Origin of the sequence: Pseudomonas sp. BJa3 (assembly GCF_026343815.1) — a bacterium.
GTDB classification, from domain to species: domain Bacteria; phylum Pseudomonadota; class Gammaproteobacteria; order Pseudomonadales; family Pseudomonadaceae; genus Aquipseudomonas; species Aquipseudomonas soli.
In genome coordinates, this window is the sequence record NZ_JAOXMC010000001.1 from 124,428 (window position 1) to 137,236 (window position 12,809).

Annotated in this window: 13 protein-coding genes and 1 pseudogene; 8 read left to right on the forward strand and 6 right to left on the reverse strand. The window is 63.9% G+C overall.

The window, feature by feature from the left end:
* Window positions 1–2: 2 nt before the first annotated feature.
* The 4 genes and pseudogenes from dut (at window position 3) to OH705_RS00590 (ending at window position 3,287) form a co-directional block, all read left to right on the forward strand.
* Entirely contained in the window at window positions 3–458 is a 456-nt protein-coding gene (gene dut / locus OH705_RS00575) for a dUTP diphosphatase (protein ID WP_050707525.1), read from the forward strand.
* Between the two features lie 134 nt (window positions 459–592).
* Window positions 593–1,966, forward strand: a pseudogene (locus tag OH705_RS00580) (phosphomannomutase/phosphoglucomutase); the annotation flags it as partial.
* Window positions 1,967–1,996: 30 nt separating this feature from the next.
* Window positions 1,997–2,902 carry an acetylglutamate kinase gene (gene argB, locus OH705_RS00585; protein WP_023629901.1) on the forward strand — a complete coding sequence of 302 codons (906 nt, stop codon included), beginning with the start codon at window positions 1,997–1,999 and terminating at the stop codon, window positions 2,900–2,902.
* Between the two features lie 178 nt (window positions 2,903–3,080).
* Entirely contained in the window at window positions 3,081–3,287 is a 207-nt protein-coding gene (locus tag OH705_RS00590; RefSeq protein ID WP_023629900.1) for a hypothetical protein, read from the forward strand.
* 56 nt (window positions 3,288–3,343) lie between these two features.
* On the opposite strand, the gene pyrE is transcribed toward OH705_RS00590, so the two are convergent.
* A complete protein-coding gene (gene pyrE / locus OH705_RS00595) occupies window positions 3,344–3,985 on the reverse strand; it encodes an orotate phosphoribosyltransferase (RefSeq protein WP_023629899.1) in 642 nt (213 codons plus the stop codon).
* An 80-nt stretch (window positions 3,986–4,065) separates the two neighbouring features.
* Between pyrE and OH705_RS00600 the strand changes: the two genes are divergently transcribed.
* Complete coding sequence (locus OH705_RS00600; protein WP_023629898.1) at window positions 4,066–4,845, forward strand: exodeoxyribonuclease III; 780 nt, start codon at window positions 4,066–4,068, stop codon at window positions 4,843–4,845.
* Window positions 4,846–4,892: 47 nt separating this feature from the next.
* On the opposite strand, the gene OH705_RS00605 is transcribed toward OH705_RS00600, so the two are convergent.
* Together OH705_RS00605 and rph are read right to left on the reverse strand one after the other, a co-directional pair.
* Window positions 4,893–5,261, reverse strand: a complete 369-nt coding sequence (locus tag OH705_RS00605; RefSeq protein ID WP_023629897.1) for a DUF4870 domain-containing protein — start codon at window positions 5,259–5,261, stop codon at window positions 4,893–4,895.
* Window positions 5,262–5,285: 24 nt separating this feature from the next.
* The gene (gene rph / locus OH705_RS00610; protein ID WP_038707058.1) at window positions 5,286–6,008 is read right to left on the reverse strand and encodes a ribonuclease PH; all 723 of its coding nucleotides are present in this window, start codon (window positions 6,006–6,008) and stop codon (window positions 5,286–5,288) included.
* A 224-nt stretch (window positions 6,009–6,232) separates the two neighbouring features.
* Here rph and OH705_RS00615 point away from each other — a divergent pair, with 224 nt between their 5' ends.
* Both OH705_RS00615 and gmk read left to right on the forward strand, forming a co-directional pair.
* A complete protein-coding gene (locus OH705_RS00615; RefSeq protein ID WP_038707059.1) occupies window positions 6,233–7,096 on the forward strand; it encodes a YicC/YloC family endoribonuclease in 864 nt (287 codons plus the stop codon).
* Between the two features lie 13 nt (window positions 7,097–7,109).
* Window positions 7,110–7,730, forward strand: coding sequence for a guanylate kinase (gmk, locus tag OH705_RS00620; RefSeq protein ID WP_023631276.1), 621 nt, complete (start codon window positions 7,110–7,112; stop codon window positions 7,728–7,730).
* A 76-nt stretch (window positions 7,731–7,806) separates the two neighbouring features.
* Here gmk and OH705_RS00625 read toward each other — a convergent pair whose 3' ends face one another.
* The 3 genes from OH705_RS00625 to OH705_RS00635 form a co-directional block, all read right to left on the reverse strand.
* Entirely contained in the window at window positions 7,807–9,348 is a 1,542-nt protein-coding gene (locus OH705_RS00625; protein WP_023631275.1) for an APC family permease, read from the reverse strand.
* Window positions 9,349–9,459: 111 nt separating this feature from the next.
* Window positions 9,460–10,233 carry a gamma-glutamyl-gamma-aminobutyrate hydrolase family protein gene (locus tag OH705_RS00630; RefSeq protein WP_023631274.1) on the reverse strand — a complete coding sequence of 258 codons (774 nt, stop codon included), beginning with the start codon at window positions 10,231–10,233 and terminating at the stop codon, window positions 9,460–9,462.
* A 4-nt stretch (window positions 10,234–10,237) separates the two neighbouring features.
* The gene (locus OH705_RS00635; RefSeq protein ID WP_038707060.1) at window positions 10,238–11,620 is read right to left on the reverse strand and encodes a glutamine synthetase family protein; all 1,383 of its coding nucleotides are present in this window, start codon (window positions 11,618–11,620) and stop codon (window positions 10,238–10,240) included.
* 207 nt (window positions 11,621–11,827) lie between these two features.
* On the opposite strand from OH705_RS00635, the gene OH705_RS00640 reads away from it, so the two are divergent.
* Window positions 11,828–12,703, forward strand: a complete 876-nt coding sequence (locus tag OH705_RS00640) for a LysR family transcriptional regulator (RefSeq protein ID WP_038707061.1) — start codon at window positions 11,828–11,830, stop codon at window positions 12,701–12,703.
* The last annotated feature ends 106 nt before the right edge of the window (window positions 12,704–12,809 follow it).

Consider the following 12,809-nt stretch of genomic DNA (forward strand, 5'->3'; position numbering starts at 1 on the left):
ACATGCACGCTCTTCAAGCCAAGATCCTCGACCCACGCCTAGGCACCGAATTCCCCCTGCCGCAGTACGCCACCCCCGGTTCCGCCGGGCTGGACCTGCGTGCCCTGCTCAAGGAGGACACCGTCCTCGAACCGGGCCAGACCCTGCTGATCCCCACCGGCCTGTCGGTGTACATCGGCGACCCGGGCCTGGCGGCCATGATCCTGCCGCGCTCGGGCCTGGGCCATAAGCACGGCATCGTGCTGGGCAACCTGGTTGGCCTGATCGACTCCGACTACCAGGGCGAGCTGATGGTGTCCTGCTGGAACCGTGGTAACACGCCGTTCACCATCACCGTCGGCGAGCGCATTGCGCAACTGATCCTGGTGCCGGTGGTGCAGGCGCACTTCGATATCGTCGAGCAGTTCGACGAAACCCAGCGTGGCGCCGGCGGCTTCGGCCATTCGGGCACCCGCTGAGCCAACGACAGACCGTTGGGCCATGGATGGCGAACTCTGCGGCGAAACCACCGTCCAAGCGTTCAGTTTGTGCCTGCCCAGAAGCCTTTGAATACTTGGAGTCCCCAGAGATGAACGACATGGCCCAGCTGGTCCCCGCACTGCCCGACAGCATCTTCCGCGCCTATGACATCCGCGGCGTGGTCGGCAAGACCCTGCATGCCGAGACCGCCTACTGGATCGGTCGCGCCATCGGCGCCCAGACCCTCGCCCAGGGCGAGCCACAGATCTCGGTCGGCCGTGACGGCCGCCTGTCCGGCCCGATGCTGGTCGAGCAACTGATCAAAGGCCTGGCCGACGCCGGTTGCCAGGTCAGCGATGTCGGCCTGGTGCCGACCCCAGCGCTGTACTACGCCGCCAACGTGCTGGCTGGCAAGTCGGGGGTGATGCTCACCGGCAGCCACAACCCGTCGGACTACAACGGTTTCAAGATCGTCATCGCCGGCGACACTCTCGCCAACGAGCAAATCCAGGCCTTGCTGACGCGTTTGAAGAGCAACGACCTGTCCCGCGGCGAAGGCCGCGTGGAAAAGGTCGAGATCCTTGATCGCTACTTCCAGCAGATCGTCGCCGACGTGAAACTGGCCAAGCGCCTGAAGGTGGTGGTCGACTGCGGCAACGGCGCCGCCGGCGTGGTCGCTCCGCAACTGATCGAAGCGCTGGGCTGCGACGTCATCCCGCTGTTCTGCGAAGTCGACGGCAACTTCCCCAACCACCACCCGGATCCGGGCAAGCCCGAGAACCTGGAAGACCTGATCGCCAAGGTGAAAGAGACCGGCGCCGATATCGGCCTGGCCTTCGACGGCGACGGTGACCGCGTGGGTGTGGTGACCAACACTGGCAGCATCGTCTACCCCGACCGCCTGCTGATGCTGTTCGCCCAGGACGTTCTATCGCGTAACCCGGGCGCCGAGATCATCTTCGACGTCAAATGCACGCGCCGCCTGACACCGCTGATCGAACAGCACGGTGGCCGTGCCTTGATGTGGAAGACCGGCCACTCGCTGATCAAGAAGAAGATGAAACAGACCGGCTCGCTGCTGGCTGGCGAGATGAGCGGGCACATCTTCATCAAGGAACGCTGGTACGGTTTTGACGACGGCATCTACAGCGCCGCGCGCCTGCTGGAGATCCTCAGCAAGGCCGGACAGAACGCCGAACGCCTGTTCGCCGCGTTCCCAAATGATATTTCCACGCCGGAAATCAACATTGATGTGACCGACGAGGGTAAATTCAGCATCATTGATGCACTGCAACGCGACGCCGACTGGGGCGAAGCCAGCCTGACCACCATCGACGGTGTGCGGGTCGACTATCCCCACGGCTGGGGCCTGGTTCGCGCCTCCAACACCACACCGGTGCTGGTGCTGCGCTTCGAGGCCGACAGCGCCGCAGAACTCGACCGAATCAAGGCTGTATTCCGCACGCAGTTGCTGCGGGTCCAACCAGGCCTGCAACTGCCGTTCTGACGACTATCCGTTCCTTACCTGGAGCCCTGCATGACCCTCGATCGCGATGCCGCTTCCCATGTAGCCGAGGTTTTGTCCGAAGCACTGCCTTACATCCGCCGCTTCGTCGGCAAGACCCTGGTGATCAAGTACGGCGGCAACGCGATGGAGAGTGAGGAGCTCAAGACCGGCTTCGCCCGTGACATCGTGCTGATGAAGGCTGTAGGCATCAACCCGGTGGTGGTTCACGGTGGCGGCCCGCAGATCGGCGACCTGCTCAAGCGCCTGTCGATCGACAGCCACTTCATCGATGGCATGCGCGTCACCGACGCGGCGACCATGGACGTGGTGGAGATGGTCCTGGGCGGCCAGGTGAACAAGGACATCGTCAACCTGATCAACCGCCACGGCGGCAGCGCCATCGGCCTGACCGGCAAGGATGCTGAGCTGATCCGCGCCAAGAAGCTCACCGTCACCCGCCAGACCCCGGAAATGACCACCCCGGAAATCATCGACATCGGCCATGTCGGCGAGGTCGTCAGCGTCAACACCGACCTGCTGAACATGCTGGTCAAGGGTGACTTCATTCCGGTGATCGCGCCGATCGGCGTGGGTGCCAACGGCGAGTCGTACAACATCAACGCCGACCTGGTAGCCGGCAAGGTGGCCGAGGCGCTGAAGGCCGAGAAGCTGATGCTGCTGACCAACATCGCCGGCCTGATGGACAAGCAGGGCGAGGTCCTCACCGGGCTGAGCACCGAGCAGGTCAACGAGTTGATCGCCGACGGCACCATCTACGGTGGCATGCTGCCGAAGATCAAGTGCGCGCTGGATGCAGTCCAGGGCGGCGTGAACAGCTCGCACATCATCGACGGCCGCGTGCCGAATGCCGTGCTGCTGGAGATTTTCACCGACAGCGGCGTGGGCACGCTGATCAGCAACCGCAAGCCACGCTGATTCAACCAGCCCACTGCTATGCAAGCCCGCCCCCCACGCAGATGGAGGGTACGGGCTTGTAGCGCGATAAGACGAGCACTGCCCAGAACAGCCCCACAGCAGTGTCGGACGGGTACTACAACATCTGCTTTCATCGGCTGATTAGCATGGAGACTTCCCACACACAGGAGATCCAGCGATGAAAAAAGACGAGGTTCCCTACGGCAGCGATGTTTCCGCAGGTAGCTACGAGTGTGCCGACTGCGGCTACGAGTACTCCAATCAGGGTAAGAAGTCACTCCCGCCTTGCCCCGATTTCGACACCATCTCCCACCCGAAGCGGGCCTGGAAGATCCTGACTGGTGTCGGCGACGCCGTGCAGGACCCCTACCCCAACGGCCGTTGAAACACCGGCATGAAAAAGGCGACCTCAGGGTCGCCTTTTCCGTTGCCGTGTGCGCGTCAGATACCGTACTGGGCGCGGTAGGCTTCGACCGCCGGCAGGTGTTGCTTGAGCTGCGGGTCGTCAGCCAGGAATTCCAGTACCTGGGTCAGCGAGACGATGCTCACGACCGGGATACCGAAGTCGCGCTCGACCTCCTGGATCGCCGACAGCTCGCCATTGCCGCGCTCTTCGCGGTTCAGCGCGATCAGCACGCCAGCAGCCTTGGCCTGCTGGGCGTTGATGATCTGCATCACTTCGCGGATGGCAGTACCGGCGGTGATCACGTCGTCGATGATCAGCACGTCGCCGGCCAGCGGGGCGCCGACCAGGTTGCCGCCCTCGCCGTGGTCCTTGGCTTCCTTGCGGTTGAAGCACCATGGCACGTCGAGCTGGTGCTGGTCAGCCAACGCCACCGCCGTGGTGGCTGCCAGCGGAATGCCCTTGTACGCCGGGCCGAACAGCACGTCGAAGGAGATCTTGCTGTCGACGATGGCCGCCGCGTAGCAACGCCCCAGCTGCGCCAGGGCGGACCCGGTGTTGAACAGACCGGCATTGAAGAAGTACGGGCTGGTACGCCCCGATTTCAGGGTGAACTCACCGAAGCGCAGAACGCCGCGATCGATGGCAAAACGGATGAAGTCGCGCTGATACGGCTGCATGAAAGGTCCCGGACACCACGGATTTAGCTAAATGTGTTGAGCTCGGGTATCATACACGCACGAGATTTTTGGGGCCATTTATGCGGATCATCAGTGTGAACGTAAATGGCATTCAGGCTGCGGCCGAGCGAGGATTGCTCAGCTGGTTGCAAGCCCAGAATGCCGACGTCATCTGCCTTCAGGATACCCGCGCCTCGGCCTTTGAACTCGACGACCCAGCTTTCCAGCTCGATGGCTATTTCCTTTACGCCTGCGACGCGGAGGTGCCCACCCAAGGTGGCGTGGCACTTTACTCGCGCATGCAGCCCAAGGCAGTCATCACCGGCCTGGGCTTCGAGACAGCCGACCGCTACGGGCGTTATCTGCAAGCAGATTTCGACAAAGTCAGTATTGCCAGCCTGTTGCTGCCTTCGGGCATGAACGGCGACGAGGACTTGAACCAGAAATTCAAGTTGATGGACGACTTCGCCAAGTACCTGGACAAGCAGCGCCGCAAGCGTCGCGAGTACATTTACTGCGGTTCGTTCTACGTGGCGCAGCAGAAGCTAGACATCAAGAACTGGCGTGACAGCCAGCAGTCGCCGGGCTTCCTGCCGCCCGAGCGCGCCTGGATGGACGCCATCGTCGGCGACATGGGCTATGTCGATGCCCTGCGCGAAGTCAGCCGTGAAGGCGACCAGTACAGCTGGTGGCCGGACAACGAGCAGGCCGAGATGCTCAACCTGGGTTACCGGTTCGACTACCAGATCCTTACCCCAGGCCTGCGCCGCTTCGTGCGCAACGCTCGCCTGCCGCGCCAGCCGCGCTTCTCCCAGCACGCGCCGCTGATCGTGGACTATGACTGGACGCTGACCATCTGAGGATGGCACGCACAAAAAAGCCGACCATCAGGTCGGCTTTTTTGTGTCTATCTGATCGGCCGCCAGATGAAGGGATAGCGATATGGCTGCCCTTCATTGGTCTTGACCGCTGCCAGGATGATCAGGATCAGCACCGCCACCATCAGCACGGCGAACAGCAGGATGCCGATGAACACGAACATCAGCAGGAAGCAGACGAAACCGGCGATGGTCACGCTGATCTGGAAGTTCAGCGCCTCCTTGCCCTGGGCATCGATGAACGGGTCCTGCTCGCGCTTGAGGTGCCACAGCACCAACGGGCCCAGCAAATGCCCAAGGGGCAGCACCAGCCCCAATAATGCCGAGAGGTGGCAGAACATCGCCCATTGCCGGACATCGGCGCTGGGCGGGGTGATCGGCAGATCCGAGTCGTTCATATCCCGCACCTCCCTGGTGTCTGCTCAGTCGGCCAGCGCCGCCTTCTGCAGTTCGAAGATTTCGTCCATGCCTTTCTGCGCCAGCGCCAGCATGGCGTTGAAGTCGTCAGGCTGGAACGGCGCGCCCTCGGCGGTGCCCTGCACCTCGATGAAACCACCGGCGCTGGTCATGACCACGTTCAGGTCGGTCTCGGCGGCGGAGTCCTCGAGGTAGTCGAGGTCGAGCACGGCCTCGCCCTGGTACATGCCCACCGATACCGCAGCGATCATGTGCTTGAGCGGGTTGCCACCCTTGAGACCGCCACGTTTCTTGATCACCGCCAGGGCGTCGCACAGAGCGACCATGGCGCCGGTGATCGAGGCAGTGCGGGTGCCGCCGTCGGCCTGGATCACGTCGCAGTCGACGTACAGGGTGATGTCGCCGAGCTTGCTCATGTCCAGCGCGGCGCGCAGGGAGCGGCCAATCAGGCGCTGGATCTCGAGGGTGCGGCCGCCTTGCTTGCCACGGCTGGCCTCGCGTTGGTTACGCTCGCCGGTGGAGCGCGGCAGCATGCCGTACTCGGCGGTCAGCCAACCTTGGCCCTGGCCTTTGAGGAAGCGGGGAACACCGTTCTCGACGCTGACCGTGCAGATGACCTTGGTGTCACCGAACTCGACCAGAACCGATCCTTCGGCGTGCTTGGTGTAGTTGCGAGTAATGCGGATCGAGCGGAGCTGATCGGCGGCGCGACCACTTGGACGTTTCATCTGGAATACCTGTACGGGGACTTTGAATCTGCCGAGCATTATAGAGCCCGACACCCGACGAAGGCACGCCTGTCGTCGCGCTCGCGCAGCCTGTCGTGTTTTCCGACAGGTTTAGGGGCGACCGTTAGCATGGCTGGATTGGGCGCCCGCGCCGCACTGCGCTACAATCCTGCGCCTTGCAGCCGACAGGCTCCCCGTCCACCTGAATACGCGAGGTACTCCCCATGGTGCATAGCATGACCGCTTTTGCTCGTGTCGAGCGCGCTGGCAGCCAAGGCACCCTGGTCTGGGAGCTGCGCTCGGTCAACCACCGCTATCTCGAACCCCACCTGCGCCTGCCCGAGGCCCTGCGCGACCTCGAGGGCGCCGTACGCGAAGGCCTGCGCCAAGGCCTCTCGCGCGGCAAGGTCGAGTGCACCCTGCGCCTTAGCGAGGACAGCACCGGCAAGCCACTGCAGGTCGATCGCGAACGTGCCGCGCAACTGGTGGCCGCCGCCGAAACCGTCGCCAGCCTGATCAAGCAACCGGCACCGCTCAACCCGCTGGAAGTACTGGCCTGGCCGGGCGTGCTGGTGGCCGACGCCACCGATCCGCAAGCGCTCAATGCCGAAGCCATCGCACTGTTCGACGAAGCCCTGACCGAACTCAAGGCCGGCCGCCAACGCGAAGGCGCCGAACTGGCCCGGCTGATCAACGAGCGCCTGGACAGCATGGCCGGCGAAGTCGCCACCCTGCGCACCCTGGTGCCGCAGATGCTGGCCGCGCAACGGCAGAAGGTCCTCGATCGCTTCGGCGATATGAAGGCCGAGCTCGACCCGCAGCGCCTGGAGCAGGAAATGGTCCTGCTGGCGCAGAAGAGCGACGTCGCCGAAGAGCTGGACCGCCTCAGCACCCACGTCACCGAAGTGCGCCGTGTGCTCAAGTCGGGCGGCGCCGCTGGCCGGCGCCTGGACTTCCTGATGCAGGAGCTCAACCGCGAAGCCAACACCCTTGGCTCCAAGGCATTCGACCCACGCAGCACGCAGGCGGCAGTCAACCTGAAGGTGCTGATCGAACAGATGCGTGAACAAGTACAGAACATCGAGTAAGGCCACCCCTACCATGAACCACAGCAGCGGCACCCTCTACATCGTCTCGGCCCCGTCCGGCGCCGGCAAGACCAGCCTGGTCACTGCCCTGATCAAGGACGACGAGCGCGTCCGCGTCTCGGTCTCCCACACAACCCGTGCCATGCGCCCGGGCGAGGAACACGGGGTCAACTATCACTTCGTGGTTCACGAAGAGTTCAAGGCACTGATCGCCCAGGGCGATTTCCTCGAGCACGCCGAAGTGTTCGGCAACTTCTACGGCACTTCGCGCAGCGCCCTGCAGGAAACCCTCGACCAGGGCTACGACCTGATCCTGGAGATCGACTGGCAAGGTGCCCAGCAGGTGCGCAAGCTGATGCCCGAGGCGCGTTCGATCTTCATCCTGCCGCCAAGCCAGGAGGCCCTGCGCCAACGCCTGGACGGCCGTGGCCAGGACAGCGAGGAAATCATCGCCGGACGCATGAAGGAAGCGGTCAGCGAGATGGTGCACTACGACGAATATGAGTACGTCATCATCAACGATGACTTCGCAGTGGCACTGGAAGAAATGAAGGCAGTGTTCGCATCGAACCGTCTGCTGCTGAAAAAACAGCAACAGCGCCATGGAGCACTGCTGAAACAACTGGTCGGCTGAAAAAGCATCGCGGGGCAATCCCGCCGCCACGCGTTTGGCGTGGCGGCGGGATTGCCCCGCGAGGATTCCGACTGGTTTATTCCTGCAACTGCAACGTCGCCTGCTGACGCAGGGTAGCCCCCAGGAAGTACGCTGGCGCACGCAGCCGCGACAGCAGCATCAGCACGATACCCAGCGCCGAGATGATCGCCGCGATCACGAATACCAGCCCCAGCCCACCCACATGCGAGCCGCTGCCGAAGTCTGGCGAGGCGCTGTCGATCGCCGTGCGCAGGAAGATCACCGACAGGATCAGGCCACCCACCAGCGGGCACACGCCGCGCATGAAGAAGTGGCGCACGCTGTCGAACAGGCTGCGGCGGAAGTACCACACGCAGGCGAAGGCCGTCAGCGAGTAGTAGAAGCAGATCATCATGCCCAGGGCGGTGATGGTATCGGCCAGCACGTTCTCGCTGAGGGTACGCATGGTCACGTAGAACAGGCCCGCGGCAATACCGGCACAGATCGTCGCGTAGCGCGGCGTCTGCGAACGCGGGCACACCGTGGCGAAGCGTTGCGGCACAGCGCCGTAGTAACCCATGGCGAGCAGGGTGCGCGCTGGCGAGACGAAGGTCGATTGCAGCGAGGCGGCGGTGCTGGCCAGCACCGCGATGGACATCAGAATCGCCAGCGGGCCCATGACCGGCCCGGCCAGGTGGGCGAACACGTTCTCCTGGATGCGCGGATTGTTCAGGCCCAAGCCATGCTCGCTGATCCCGGCAAACTGGAGGGTGGCGATGGCGGTGAGCAGGTACAGGCCGAGGATCAGCAGCACGGTCCAGGTCGCCGCCTTGCCCGGCACTTCGTCGCTGCCGATCGACTCTTCGCTGACGGTCAGGCACACGTCCCAGCCCCAGAAAATGAAGATCGACAGCGACAGACCGGCGGCAAAGGCCGAGAACGACTCGACACCGAACGGGTTGAACCAGGCCAGGTCGAACGCCAGCGGCGGCGGCGCGGTGGTCTCGCCGAACGCGGCAAAGGCGAAGCCGATCAGGACCAGCAACTGCAAGGCCACCAGGCCGTACTGCACCGTCATGGTGGTGGCCATGCCGCGACAGCAGATCCACACTGCCAGGGCGATGAACACGCAACAGGTGGTGACGTTGATCAACAGGTTGTCCGCCAGCGCGGCCAGCTCCTGGTTGCCGGTGATCTGCGCCAGGAACAAGTAGAAGAAGTCCACCGCCACGCCTGCCAGGTTGGACAGCACGATGGTGGTGGCCACCACCAGCCCCCAGCCGCCAATCCAGCCGATCATCGGGCCGAAGGCCCGGGCCGACCAAGTGAAGGACGTGCCGCTGTCGGGCTCCGCCGAGTTCAGCTCGCGGTAGCCCAGGGCGACCAGCAGCATCGGCAGGAAGCCGACGATGAACACCGCCGGCAAGTGGGCGCCGACTTCACGCACGGTCGGGCCGAGCGCGCCAGTCAGAGTATAGACCGGTGCAATGGTGGAAATGCCCAGCACGACGCTGGCCAGCAGGCCGAGGCGGCCCTTGGCCAGGCCCTTGCTGCGCTGGGTGTTGCCCGAGTCGGCCGCCACGTCGGGTGGGCGGCCGGCTTCTGTGTAATCGCTCATGAGTATTTGCCGTAACTATTGGAATTGTTTTCACAGGCCCCCGTAGAGGGCCCGCTTCCACTCATTGAAAGCTCACTGCCGGGGTGGGTCATCCGAGACTACCGGGTGACGTCAGAGGGTCTTCTGGCGCACACCCTCCCGTGCAGCATGGGCAATGCAGGCCTCGCGGAACGCCTCGAACAGGCGCAGCGAAACCGGGTTTTCGGCGAAACGCCATTCAGGGTGCCACTGCACGCCGAGTACAAAGCCCGGCGCATCAGGCATCGACACCGCTTCAATAAGGCCATCCGGGGCCCGTGCCTCGACGCGCAGGCCCGGGGCCAGGCGGTCGATACCCTGGCTGTGCAGCGAGTTGACCTCGAACCGCGCAGCCAGGCCCAGGCGCTCGAACATCCCACCCGGCTGTATGCCGACGGGGTGACGAGGGCCGTATTGCACCTCCAGGGGTGCGTCCTCAGGTTCGCGGTGGTCCAGGTAGCCGGGCAATTCCTGCACCCGTTGGTGCAGGCTGCCACCGAGGGCCACGTTCAGTTCCTGGAATCCACGGCAGATGCAGAGCACCGGCACACCCGCGGCAATGGCCGCCTGCAGCAGCGGCAAGGTCAGGCGGTCACGTGCAAGATCGTGCCGGGTGCCTTCCGCGCTGGGCGCGCCATTGTAATGATGCGGCTCGACATTTGAAGGCGAACCGGTAAAAAGAATGCCATCGAGCCTGGCCAGCAGCGCCTGCGTGTCGCTGCCGCCGTCACGGGCCGGCAGGATCAGCGGCAGCCCGGCAAAGCCCGCGGCCTCGACATACTTGTCGCCCACCGTGTGCGACGAGTTCTTCCCCACCTGCTGGCGGCAGGCGCTGACACCGATCAAGGGGACCGCAATTGCGCTCATGGGCTTACACCGTGTGCAGGTACCAGTTGTACTCGAGGTCGGAGATCGACACTTCGAACTCGGCCAGCTCGCTCTCCTTGCAGGCCACGAAAATGTCGATGTAGTCCGGGCTGATGTATTGGTTGAGGACTTCACTGTCATCCAGCGCGCGCAGGGCATCGCGCAGGTTGTTCGGCAGGCTCTGCTCCAACTGCTCGTACGAGTTGCCTTCGATCGGCGCGTCCGGCTCGACCTTGTTGGTCAGGCCGTGGTGAATGCCGGCGAGGATCGCCGCAAGCATCAGATACGGGTTGGCGTCGGCGCCAGCCACGCGGTGTTCGATGCGCACGTTCTCGCTGCTGTCGGTCGGCACGCGGACGGCCACGGTGCGGTTGTCCAGGCCCCAGCTCGGCGCGTTGGGCACGTAGAACTGGGCACCGAAGCGACGGTACGAGTTGATGTTCGGGCAGAGGAACGCCATCGATGCCGGCATGGTTTCCAGCACACCGCCGACGGCATGGCGCAGGGTGTCGCTTTGCAGCGGATCCTCATTGGCGAAGATGTTCTTGCCGGTTTTCTTGTCCAGCAACGAAATGTGCACGTGCAGGCCGTTGCCGGCCTGGCCCGGATAGGGCTTGGCCATGAAGGTGGAATCCATCTCATGGTCGTAGGCGACGTTCTTGATCAGGCGCTTGAGCAGGATCGCGTAGTCACAGGCCTTCAGCGGGTCGGCGACGTGGTGCAGGTTCACCTCGAATTGCGCCGGGGCGCTTTCCTTGACGATGGCATCAGCCGGAAGGCCCTGCTCCTTGGCGGCTTCGAGCATGTCCTGAAGGCAGTCGGCGTACTCATCGAGATCGTCGATCAGGTACACCTGGGTCGACTGCGGGCGCTTGCCCGAAATCGGCGAGCGCGGCGGCTGCGGGCGACCGTTGAGGTTGTCCTGGTCGATCAGGTAGAACTCCAGCTCGAACGCGGCGCAGATATCCAGGCCCAAGTCGTCGAACTTGCTCACCACCTGGCGCAGCACTTCCCGCGGGTCGGCAAAGAACGGCGCGCCGTCCAGCTCATGCATGGTCATCAGCAGCTGGGCGGTGGGGCGTTTCTGCCAGGGTTCGTCGCACAGCGTGCCAGGAATCGGCAGACAGATGCGGTCGGCGTCACCGATATCCAGGCCCAGCCCGGTGCTTTCGACGGTCGAGCCGTTGATATCCAGGGCAAATAGCGATGCCGGCAGGTTGATGCCCTTCTCGTACACCTTGTGCAGGCTGGCGCGCTCGATGCGCTTGCCGCGCACCACGCCGTTCATGTCGGAGATCAGCAGGTCGACGTACTGGGTATCCGGATGGGCATCCAGGAATTCATTCATCTCGCGGGAAGAACTGGCGCACGGGGAGACCGACGTCATGGCTGTACATCCTTTGATTCGGAGCGGCGATGTGGGAACTGCGGATGACGCCTTGGAGGGCGACGATGGTGCTGCTGTTGTTCTTTTCACTGGCCCATCGTTGGGGGCTGGTTGCCGACCGGCTGCATTGATTCCCGGGGGCCGTTCCACTATAAAATGGCCAAAACGCAACAGACATTGGCATTTTGGCAAGCAGAGCGTGCACCGATGCAATATCAGATCAATCATGCGGACCTTTCCCTGGTCCTGGCACTGGAGCGCGGCCGCTCGCTGGCCAAGGCAGCCGAACTGCTCAAGGTCGACGTTTCGACGGTGTTCCGCTCGATCCGCCGGCTGGAGTCGGCGCTGGGCACCGCCTTGTTCGTCAAGAGCCGTAAAGGCTACCTGCCTACCGACACCGCCCAGGCCCTGGCCGAGCAGGCCGAGCGCGCCGAGCAGGCGCTGGACGCGGCGCGCATCGCCCTGACCAGCGGTGAACAGGTGGTCAGCGGCACCGTGCGCCTGACCTGCACCGAGGCCGTGCTGCACAGCCTGCTGCTGCCGGCGCTGGCCGAGTTCATGCCCAACTATCCGGCGTTGTCGCTGGAGATGGGCACCTCCAACACTTTCGCCAACCTCAGCCGCCGCGATGCCGACATCGCCCTGCGCCTCACCAACACGCCGCCGGAGCACCTTGTCGGGCGCTGCCTGGGCTCGACCTCCTATGTGGTCTGCGGCCAGCCGGCGCTGCGCGAGCGGCTGCAGGAGGCGCCCCTGAGCGTGCCGTGGATCGCCCCCGACGATTCCATGCAGGATCACGCCACCGTGGTCTGGCGCAACCAGCATCATCCCGGCCTGATCCCGCGCTACCAGTGCAGCGGCATGTCGACCATAGCCCAACTGGTGACCACCGGCCTGGGCGTGGCGGCACTGCCCGACTACATGGTCCACGACCTGCCCGGCGTCGAGGCACTGAGCGGCCCGCTGCCCGGCTGCGACACCCAGTTATGGCTGCTGACGCGGCCCGATTGCCGTGCCCTGCGCTCGGTGCAGACGCTGTTCGAGGAGCTGACCCCGCGCCTGCGCGACGCGATGTTGCGTTAACGCGTCAAGGGCGGTTGTGCCGGCAAGGGACAGCACGCTATTGTCGGGCATCGGCGGTTGGCTCCAGTTGTCTGGATCGGCCCTATCGCTGGGCAAGCCCGCTCCC

Coding starts and splice junctions, on each gene's coding strand:
- dut (WP_050707525.1), top strand. CDS start 3: ATGCACGCTCTTCAAGCCAAGATCCTCGACCCACGCCTAGGCACCGAA.
- argB (WP_023629901.1), top strand. CDS start 1,997: ATGACCCTCGATCGCGATGCCGCTTCCCATGTAGCCGAGGTTTTGTCC.
- OH705_RS00590 (WP_023629900.1), top strand. CDS start 3,081: ATGAAAAAAGACGAGGTTCCCTACGGCAGCGATGTTTCCGCAGGTAGC.
- pyrE (WP_023629899.1), bottom strand. CDS start 3,985: ATGCAGCCGTATCAGCGCGACTTCATCCGTTTTGCCATCGATCGCGGC.
- OH705_RS00600 (WP_023629898.1), top strand. CDS start 4,066: ATGCGGATCATCAGTGTGAACGTAAATGGCATTCAGGCTGCGGCCGAG.
- OH705_RS00605 (WP_023629897.1), bottom strand. CDS start 5,261: ATGAACGACTCGGATCTGCCGATCACCCCGCCCAGCGCCGATGTCCGG.
- rph (WP_038707058.1), bottom strand. CDS start 6,008: ATGAAACGTCCAAGTGGTCGCGCCGCCGATCAGCTCCGCTCGATCCGC.
- OH705_RS00615 (WP_038707059.1), top strand. CDS start 6,233: ATGGTGCATAGCATGACCGCTTTTGCTCGTGTCGAGCGCGCTGGCAGC.
- gmk (WP_023631276.1), top strand. CDS start 7,110: ATGAACCACAGCAGCGGCACCCTCTACATCGTCTCGGCCCCGTCCGGC.
- OH705_RS00625 (WP_023631275.1), bottom strand. CDS start 9,348: ATGAGCGATTACACAGAAGCCGGCCGCCCACCCGACGTGGCGGCCGAC.
- OH705_RS00630 (WP_023631274.1), bottom strand. CDS start 10,233: ATGAGCGCAATTGCGGTCCCCTTGATCGGTGTCAGCGCCTGCCGCCAG.
- OH705_RS00635 (WP_038707060.1), bottom strand. CDS start 11,620: ATGACGTCGGTCTCCCCGTGCGCCAGTTCTTCCCGCGAGATGAATGAA.
- OH705_RS00640 (WP_038707061.1), top strand. CDS start 11,828: ATGCAATATCAGATCAATCATGCGGACCTTTCCCTGGTCCTGGCACTG.